Origin of the sequence: Kitasatospora sp. NPDC057198 (assembly GCF_042670125.1) — a bacterium.
Classification (GTDB): Bacteria; Actinomycetota; Actinomycetes; order Streptomycetales; family Streptomycetaceae; genus Kitasatospora.
In genome coordinates this window covers 1-2,448 of record NZ_JBHUWH010000740.1, presented here as the reverse complement: position 1 = coordinate 2,448, position 2,448 = coordinate 1, and the positions used below count along the sequence as shown (strand labels likewise).

Sequence of the window (2,448 nt, the reverse complement as noted above, 5' to 3'; positions counted from 1 at the left end):
GGTAGCACTCGACACCAATTCGAGGGCTTGTTCGCCTCCGGCGAAAATTGATTCCGCAGGGCGGAACAGAGCCGGTGAAGCCCCCCGGACGGCGTACCTCCGCTTGCCGATTTCCCGGCCGTGAGCTGCGACGATACCTCCGAGAACGGGTCATACCGCCGCCGCGCCGACCGGGTCGGGGGCGCCTCGGGCCACCCTCCGACGCCACCCGCCGCCAACAAGTGCAAAGATGTATTTCCGGCACGACTGGGCGCTCTTACAAGGGCACTCACCCACCGGACCGCGACCGGCCCGGCGATCCGCACCTTTTGCATGGAGGACGTGACGTGGCGAACGACGCCAGCACCGTTTTCGACGTAGTCATTCTCGGAGGCGGAAGCGGCGGTTACGCCGCGGCGCTCCGTGGCGCCCAGCTCGGCCTGAGCGTCGCGCTGATCGAGAAGGGCGAGCTGGGCGGCACCTGCCTCCACCGCGGCTGCATCCCGACCAAGGCGCTGCTGCACGCCGCCGAGGTCGCCGACGAGACGAAGGAAGCCGCCGAGTTCGGCGTCCTCGCCACCTTCCAGGGCATCGACATCAACGGCGTCCACAAGTACAAGGACGACGTCGTCGCCGGCCTGTACAAGGGCCTGCAGGGCCTGGTCGCCTCGCGCAAGGTCACCTTCATCCAGGGCGAGGGCAAGCTCTCCTCGCAGACCTCGGTGGACGTCGACGGGCAGCGCATCGAGGGCCGCCACATCGTCCTGGCCACCGGCTCCGTGCCGCGCTCGATCCCGGGCCTGGACATCGACGGCAACCGGATCATCTCCTCCGACCACGCGCTGAAGCTCGACTACATCCCGAAGTCGGCGATCATCCTCGGCGGCGGCGTCATCGGCTGCGAGTTCGCCTCGGTCTGGAAGTCCTTCGGCGTCGACGTCACCATCGTCGAGGGCCTGCCCCACCTGGTGCCGCTGGAGGACGAGAACTCCTCCAAGCTGCTGGAGCGCGCCTTCCGCAAGCGCGGCATCAAGTTCGAGCTGAAGTCCCGCTTCTCCGGCGTGGAGTACACCGAGAACGGCGTCCGGGTCTCCACCGAGAACGGCAAGTCCATCGAGGCCGACGTGCTGCTGGTCGCGATCGGCCGCGGCCCGGTCTCGGCCGGCCTGGGCTACGAGGAGCAGGGCGTCGCGATGGACCGCGGCTACGTCCTGGTCGACGAGTACCTGCGCACCAACGTGCCGACCATCTCCGCCGTCGGCGACCTGGTCCCGACCCTGCAGCTGGCCCACGTCGGCTTCGCCGAGGGCATCCTCGTCGCCGAGCGGATCGCCGGCCTCAAGGTCGTCCCGATCGACTACGACGGCATCCCGCGGGTGACCTACTCCAACCCGGAGGTCGCCTCCGTCGGCCTGACCGAGGCCAAGGCCGTCGAGCAGTACGGCAAGGAGAAGGTCGTCACCCTCAAGTACAACCTGGCCGGCAACGGCAAGAGCAAGATCCTCAAGACCGCCGGCGAGATCAAGCTGGTCCAGGTCAAGGACGGCGCCGTCGTGGGTGTCCACATGGTCGGCGCCCGCATGGGCGAGCAGGTCGGCGAGGCCCAGCTGATCTACAACTGGGAGGCCCTGCCCGCCGAGGTCGCGCAGCTCATCCACGCGCACCCGAGCCAGTCCGAGGCCCTCGGCGAGGCCCACCTCGCGCTGGCCGGCAAGCCGCTGCACGCGCACGACTGATCGCGCCCCCGTCCCCGTTCATTCCTGTACGCAAGACTTGATAGGAGTCGCTGGAACCATGGCGGTCTCAGTAACACTGCCCGCGCTGGGCGAGAGCGTGACCGAAGGCACCGTCACCCGCTGGCTGAAGGCCGAGGGTGAGCGCGTGGAGATCGACGAGCCGCTGCTCGAGGTCTCCACCGACAAGGTCGACACCGAGATCCCGGCGCCGGCCTCCGGCATCCTGGCCTCGATCAAGGTCGGCGAGGACGAGACCGTCGAGGTGGGCGCCGAACTGGCGATCATCGACGACGGCTCCGGCGCCCCCGCCGCCGCCCCGGCCCCCGCCGCCGAGGCTGCTCCGGCCGCCGCCCCGGCCCCGGTCGAGGAGGCCCCCGCGGCCCCCGCCCCGGCCGCCGAGGCTGCTCCGGCCGCCGCCCCCGCCGCTGCCGCTCCGGCCGGCGACGCCACCCCGGTGGTGCTGCCCGCACTGGGCGAGTCGGTCACCGAGGGCACCATCACCCGCTGGCTGAAGGCCGAGGGCGACACCGTCGAGGTCGACGAGCCGCTGCTCGAGGTCTCCACCGACAAGGTCGACACCGAGATCCCCTCCCCCGTGGCGGGCACCCTGGTGAAGATCCTGGTCGGCGAGGACGAGACCGCCGAGGTCGGCGCCCAGCTCGCGCTGATCGGCGCGGCGGGCTCGGCTCCGGCCGCCGCCCCGGCCCCGGCGGCCGCTCCGGCTGCCCCGGCC

Annotated in this window: 2 protein-coding genes; both read left to right on the top strand. The window is 70.8% G+C overall.

All coding sequences use genetic code 11. From position 1 onward, the window contains the following. Nucleotides 1–308 precede the first annotated feature (308 nt). Nucleotides 309–1,715, top strand: a complete 1,407-nt coding sequence (lpdA, locus tag ACFUEL_RS38460; RefSeq protein WP_380242681.1) for a dihydrolipoyl dehydrogenase — start codon at nt 309–311, stop codon at nt 1,713–1,715. Nucleotides 1,716–1,773: 58 nt separating this feature from the next. Beyond that, nucleotides 1,774–2,448: biotin/lipoyl-containing protein (locus tag ACFUEL_RS38455; RefSeq protein ID WP_380242679.1), on the top strand; the 675-nt coding region annotated here is incomplete at its 3' end.